Origin of the sequence: Mycobacterium sp. (assembly GCF_049802695.1) — a bacterium.
In the GTDB taxonomy this organism is placed as follows: Bacteria; Actinomycetota; Actinomycetes; order Mycobacteriales; family Mycobacteriaceae; genus Mycobacterium.
Window position 1 is genome coordinate 1 of record NZ_JBARMY010000175.1, and the last position, 5,682, is coordinate 5,682.

A 5,682-nucleotide genomic window follows, 5' to 3' on the forward strand; every position below is an offset into this window, starting at 1 on the left:
ACCCGTCGGCCAACTGCGCCAACCCGTCCAACAACTCGCCACGATCGGCCCCGAGCACCACCGCACGATGCTCGAAGCTGGACCGACCCGCCAACGACCACCCCACATCAGCAGCCGCCAACTGCGCATGCCCACCGACGAACTCAGCCAACCGCCCCGCCTGCGCCGCCAACGCCGCCACACTCTTGGCCGAGACCACCCACGGCACCACCACCGGCTCCACCGGCTCCACCACCGGCTCCACCGGCACAGCAGCCTCGATGACCACATGCGCATTGGTGCCACTGATCCCAAACGACGACACCCCCGCCCGACGCAACCGGCCATCAACCGACTCGGCCTTCCACGGCTGCGCCTCACGCAGCAACGCCACCTGCCCAGCCGACCAATCCACATGCGGGCTGGGCGCATCCACATGCAACGTCGCCGGCAACACCTCATGGCGCATCGCCAAAATCATCTTCATCACACCAGCCACCCCCGCCGCAGCCTGCGTGTGACCCATATTCGACTTGATCGACCCCAACCACAGGGGCTGCCCCGACGCACGCCGATCCTGCCCATACGTCGCCAACAACGCCTGCGCTTCAATCGGATCACCCAACGTCGTCCCGGTGCCGTGGGCCTCGACGACATCCACCTCAGCAGCGCTCAACCCTGCATTCGCCAACGCCGCACGCACCACCCGCTGCTGGGAAGGCCCATTGGGGGCGGTCAACCCATTCGACGCACCATCCTGATTGACTGCCGAACCCCGCACCACCGCCAACACCGGATGCCCCAACCGCCGTGCATCCGACAACCGCTCCACCACCAACATCGCGCCGCCCTCCGACCAGCCGACACCGTCGGCAGCGTTCGAGAACGGCTTGCAGCGGCCGTCCGGCGACAGGCCGCGGTGCCGGCTGAACTCGACGAACACGGTTGGAGTGGCGTTGACAGTCGCCCCGCCGGCCAGGGCCAGATCGCACTCCCCCGACCGCAGCGACTGCACCGCCATATGCAACGCCACCAACGACGACGAACACGCCGTGTCGACCGAGACCGCCGGGCCTTCCAACCCCAGCACATAAGCCACCCGACCGGTCGCCACGCTGGAGGTCATGCCGGTCAGCCGGTAGCCCTCGATTTCTTCGGCGAGCATGCCGTAGCCCTGCGCGATGATCCCGGCGAACACGCCGGTGGCGCTGCCACGCAACGTCGTCGGATCGATCCCGACCCGCTCCAACGCCTCCCACGACAGCTCGAGCAACATCCGGTGCTGTGGGTCGGTGGCCAGCGCCTCGCTGGGTGACACTCCGAAGAAGCCTGCGTCGAAACCGGCGACGTCGTCGACGAAGCCGCCGGAGCGGGCGTAGCACTTGTGCGGCGCGTCCGGATCGTCGTCGAACAGCCCGGCCAGGTCCCAGCCGCGATCGGTGGGGAACTCCGACATCACGTCGCGACTGTCGGCCACCATGTCCCACAGGCTTTCCGGGGAGTCGACGCCGCCCGGGAAGCGGCACGACATACCGACGATCGCGATGGGTTCGCCGGACCGTTCCAGCAGCGCGCGGTTCTTGCTCTTCAGCCGCTCGACTTGAGCCAGCGCTTTACGCAGCGCCTCGGTCGCATGCTGTAGCTGATCGGCCATATCGCCACCCTCACCTAATGTCTGTCGTTCGGTGAGTGCGGGCTCACCAAGTAACGCAAATTTGTGCCCGAAGTGGCTTGTGGTTGTGACGGGCGCCGTTCGTCGGCCCCGCGCAGCCGCGGGCAAGCACGGACGTTTTCGGCACGATATTCACACTCCCGCTCTCGCAACCCCCGGGCTTTGTTCACGTCGCGATGCTGGGCCGCCGAACTGCCCGCCGACTTCTTCGGCGGGGTCGGCCGACCGGCCGGACCGTGTTCAGCGTGACTGTACCCTGCAGTCGTCGGTGGGTGTCACGGTGTCAGGCCGTGCCGTACCGGCTTCAGCGCCAGCCGTCGGCCGCCTGGACAGCCCGTATCAGCGTGTCGCACAAATCCCGCAACTCCGGGCGTTCGGCGCCCTCTTCGAGCGCTGTCACCACGTCCTCGGCCGCGCAGCGCACCTGGTACACCCGGTCGGACAACTGGGCCGCCTCCATGGCCGACAGCACCACCGCGTCGGACGCCAGGCTGGGGGAAGCGCTGATCGACGCACGCTGTTCGTACGCACGCTGCCGGCAGGATCGCCGACAGTACTGGCGCCGACGGCCCAGGCCCACGTCGGAAACGTCGCGTCCACACCAGCGGCACGGTTGTGGTCGCGGACGACGGGTCACGCCTGACAACATAATCGGCTCCACCGGCAAATCCCGGTATCATGGACAGTCGCGTCGGCCCGAGGAGGAAGCGCGCAGTTCGGCCGGGAACTACGTCAGCCCACTACAGCGTTGTAAGCCCGGGACAAAACTAAGAGGAGTGTTAACGATGGCTGATCGTGTCTTGAGAGGCAGTCGTCTCGGAGCGGTGAGCTACGAGACCGACCGTAACCACGACCTGGCGCCGCGTCAGATCGCGCGGTACCGCACCGACAACGGCGAGGAGTTCGACGTTCCGTTCGCCGACGACGCCGAGATTCCCGGCAACTGGCTGTGCCGCAACGGCATGGAAGGCACTCTGATCGAGGGCGACCTGCCGGAGCCGAAGAAGGTGAAGCCGCCGCGCACGCACTGGGACATGCTGCTGGAGCGGCGTTCGGTCGACGAGCTCGACGAGCTGCTGAAAGAGCGCCTCGAATTGATCAAGTCACGTCGCCGCGGGGTCTGACTCAGCAAATCCGCCCAGTGGGGTTTCGCGGTCGGCGTCTCCGGCCGGCTGGGCGGTCACGGCGGTGCGACGCGGCCTGCCGTCGAGCCGACCTGCGAGGCCCCACTGGGCGACTTTGACGATCGCTTCGCGGATGTTGGATCCGCTCATTTTCGACACCCCGAGGGCACGCTCGGTGAAGGTGATCGGCACCTCCACAACGGTGAAGCCGTTGCGGATGGTTCGCCAGGTCAGGTCGATCTGGAAGCAGTAGCCCTTGGAGTCGACCGCGCTCAGGTCGATCGCCTGCAGCACCTCGCGCCGGTAAGCGCGGTAACCGGCGGTGATGTCGTGGATGCCGATGCCGAGCATCAGCCGCGAATACGTGTTGGCGGTCTTGGACAGCGCCTTACGCCGCCACGGCCAGTTGCGCACGGTCCCGCCCTCGACGTAGCGGGATCCGATGGCGAGGTCGGCTCCGGCCTCGACGGCATCCAGTAACCGGTGCAACTGCTCAGGCGCATGGCTGCCGTCGGCGTCCATCTCCACCAGCACCGAGTAGCCGCGGGACAGCCCCCAGCTGAAGCCGGCCAGATACGCCGCACCCAGACCGTCCTTGACGGTGCGGTGCAGCACGTGCACCCGGTCGGGGTGGACCGCTGCCAGCTCGTCGGCGAGCTGCCCAGTGCCGTCGGGGCTGTCGTCGTCGACGACCAGCACGTGGACGTCCGGCCGGACCTCGTGCAGCCGGCCGAGGATGAGCGGCAGGTTCTCCCGCTCGTTGAAGGTGGGGATGATCACCAGGGTGCGCAGGCTAGGGCGCTGGCCCTGAGAACCGCAAGCCTCGGACGTCGACTGGCCGGTGGTCATGTGGCTCCTTCGTCTGCCGTGTCGGTGTCTGCGGTATCCGCTAGTGCGCGGGCTACGTGCCGGCCGCCGTCGGGCGGCGGCTCTGCGTCGTCGTGCGCGTCGGGCGCCTCTGAGGGTCCGCCCACCGACGTTGCGGAGTTTGCCATGGAAAGCAATCGGCGGCGATTCCGGCGCGGATACCGCCCCGCGAACAAGCCCGCGAACAATCTATTGTGCCGTATCGCGATTAAAAGGACCGCAATGGCTATTCCTAGGAACAGCCATTGCACGGCCGGACCCCACCGCGTTGCCGGCGTCAATGTCGTCTTGAGCCGCAGCTGGGTGTCCAGGTAGGCGGGGACGAAAAAGTCGGTGCGGGCCAGCTCCACGCCGTCGGGTGCGATCACGGCGCTGATTCCGGTGGTGCCCGCGACGACAACGTATCGGTCGTGCTCGACGGCGCGGGCCTTGGCGAAAGCCAGTTGCTGCTCGCTCATCGTCTTGTTGAAGGTGGCGTTGTTGCTGGGCACCGTCAGCAGCTGGGCGCCGCCCCGCACCGACTCGCGCAGAGCGCGATCGAAGATCACTTCCCAGCAGGTGGCGACCCCCACCGGCACGCCCGCGGCATGCACCACGCCGGTGCTCGGCCCGGGCACCATGTGACCCGCGCGGTCGGCGAAACCCGACAGGTGTCGGAAAAGCCAGGGCCAGGGCAGGTACTCGCCGAACGGCTGCACGATCTGCTTGTTGTGCCGCTCACCGGGTCCGGTGACCGGGTCCCAGACGATCACGGTGTTCGTGTACTCGGGGATGTCGGAGGTCAGTCCCTTGGGTGCTCTGTTGGCACTTTTGTCGGCGATGGGGATATCGAGGATCGTGCCCACCAATATCGGGACGCCCACCGCCCTGGCAGCCATCGATATCTGCTCGGCAGCGTCGGGATTCATCAGCGGGTCGACGTCCGACGAATCCTCCGGCCAGATCACGAACTGGGGTCTGGGAGCGGTACCGGCTTGCATGTCGTCGGCAAGCTGAAGGGTTTCGCGGACATGGAGGTCGAGCACCGCGCGCCGTTGGGCGTTGAAGTCGAGTCCCAGCCGGGGCACGTTGCCCTGCACGGCGGCTACCGTGACGACGGGATCGTTGCCGGACCCTTTACCGGAGTGCCGGACCTGCGGCCAGACGGCAACCGCGGCGAACAGCACAAAACAGATACAGAGGCCCGGCAGCACCACAGCCGGGGGCGCACTGGCGGCGGCTGAGTCCTTGGTGTCCGCGGCGTCACCGACGCGCTGCGGATGGCCGAGCCGCCACCACACCACGATCTCCAAGGCGATCGCCGTCACGCTGCAACCGAGCAGCATGATCGCGGCCGACAGCAGTGGTACTCCGCCTAGCTGAACCAGCGGCAGCAGCGGACCGTCCGTCTGACCGAACGCCACCACTCCCCAGGGGAACCCGCCGAACGGCACGGTCGACTTCGCCCATTCCTGCGCCGCCCACAGCACCGCGAACCAGATCGGCCAGCCGGGCAGTTGCCGCACTGCGACCGCGAGCAAGCCGAACAACGCCGGGAAACATGCGGACATCACTGCCAGCGCAAGCCAGGGCACCGCACCGACGAGCGTGCTGATCCACGGCAGCAGCGGCAGGTAAAACGCCAGACCGAACAGCAGGCCGTAGCCGAGACCGCCGACCGGCGTGGTGGCCTGCCGGGTCAGCACCCACGCGAGCAGCGCGAAGGCGATTACGGCGGCCCACCACCAGTTGACCGGCGGGAAGCTGGCATACAGCAGCAGACCGGCGGCGATAGTCAGGGCCAGCCGTGGCCAGCGCGGCTGCAGCCAGCGGCCTGCCCTCGGCAGCACCACTGTTCGCAACAATCCCAGCAGCGCCGCGCTCAGTGCCACCGTTCGCTGCCACAGCGCCCGGGCCAGTGCCGCGCTCCGATGAGCAACCGGGTTCGGCCGGCCCGCGGACGCATCCCGCTCGTCGATGTCGTTGTGCTGCCGGTCCTCAGCCATAGATCGTCACGCCCCGGTGAACCGTCTGACGGCAGTGCAGCGCGGCATCGTCTTC

5 protein-coding genes are annotated in these 5,682 nt (G+C 67.5%); 1 reads left to right on the plus strand and 4 read right to left on the minus strand.

The window, feature by feature from the left end:
• Positions 1–1,633, minus strand: a 1,633-nt coding sequence (locus tag WA317_RS07005; RefSeq protein ID WP_425172346.1) for a type I polyketide synthase, incomplete at its 3' end; no start/stop codon positions are given.
• 322 nt (positions 1,634–1,955) lie between these two features.
• Complete coding sequence (locus WA317_RS07010; protein ID WP_425172347.1) at positions 1,956–2,300, minus strand: hypothetical protein; 345 nt, start codon at positions 2,298–2,300, stop codon at positions 1,956–1,958.
• 136 nt (positions 2,301–2,436) lie between these two features.
• Here WA317_RS07010 and rbpA point away from each other — a divergent pair, with 136 nt between their 5' ends.
• The gene (gene rbpA, locus WA317_RS07015) at positions 2,437–2,775 is read left to right on the plus strand and encodes an RNA polymerase-binding protein RbpA (protein ID WP_425172348.1); all 339 of its coding nucleotides are present in this window, start codon (positions 2,437–2,439) and stop codon (positions 2,773–2,775) included.
• Here rbpA and WA317_RS07020 read toward each other — a convergent pair.
• Entirely contained in the window at positions 2,755–3,624 is an 870-nt protein-coding gene (locus WA317_RS07020) for a polyprenol monophosphomannose synthase (protein WP_425172349.1), read from the minus strand. The genes rbpA and WA317_RS07020 overlap by 21 nt on opposite strands.
• Positions 3,621–5,627, minus strand: a complete 2,007-nt coding sequence (gene lnt, locus WA317_RS07025) for an apolipoprotein N-acyltransferase (protein WP_425172350.1) — start codon at positions 5,625–5,627, stop codon at positions 3,621–3,623. The genes WA317_RS07020 and lnt overlap by 4 nt, the downstream gene beginning before the upstream one ends.
• Positions 5,628–5,682 lie beyond the last annotated feature (55 nt).

Coding starts and splice junctions, on each gene's coding strand:
- WA317_RS07020 (WP_425172349.1), bottom strand. CDS start 3,624: ATGACCACCGGCCAGTCGACGTCCGAGGCTTGCGGTTCTCAGGGCCAG.
- WA317_RS07010 (WP_425172347.1), bottom strand. CDS start 2,300: ATGTTGTCAGGCGTGACCCGTCGTCCGCGACCACAACCGTGCCGCTGG.
- lnt (WP_425172350.1), bottom strand. CDS start 5,627: ATGGCTGAGGACCGGCAGCACAACGACATCGACGAGCGGGATGCGTCC.
- rbpA (WP_425172348.1), top strand. CDS start 2,437: ATGGCTGATCGTGTCTTGAGAGGCAGTCGTCTCGGAGCGGTGAGCTAC.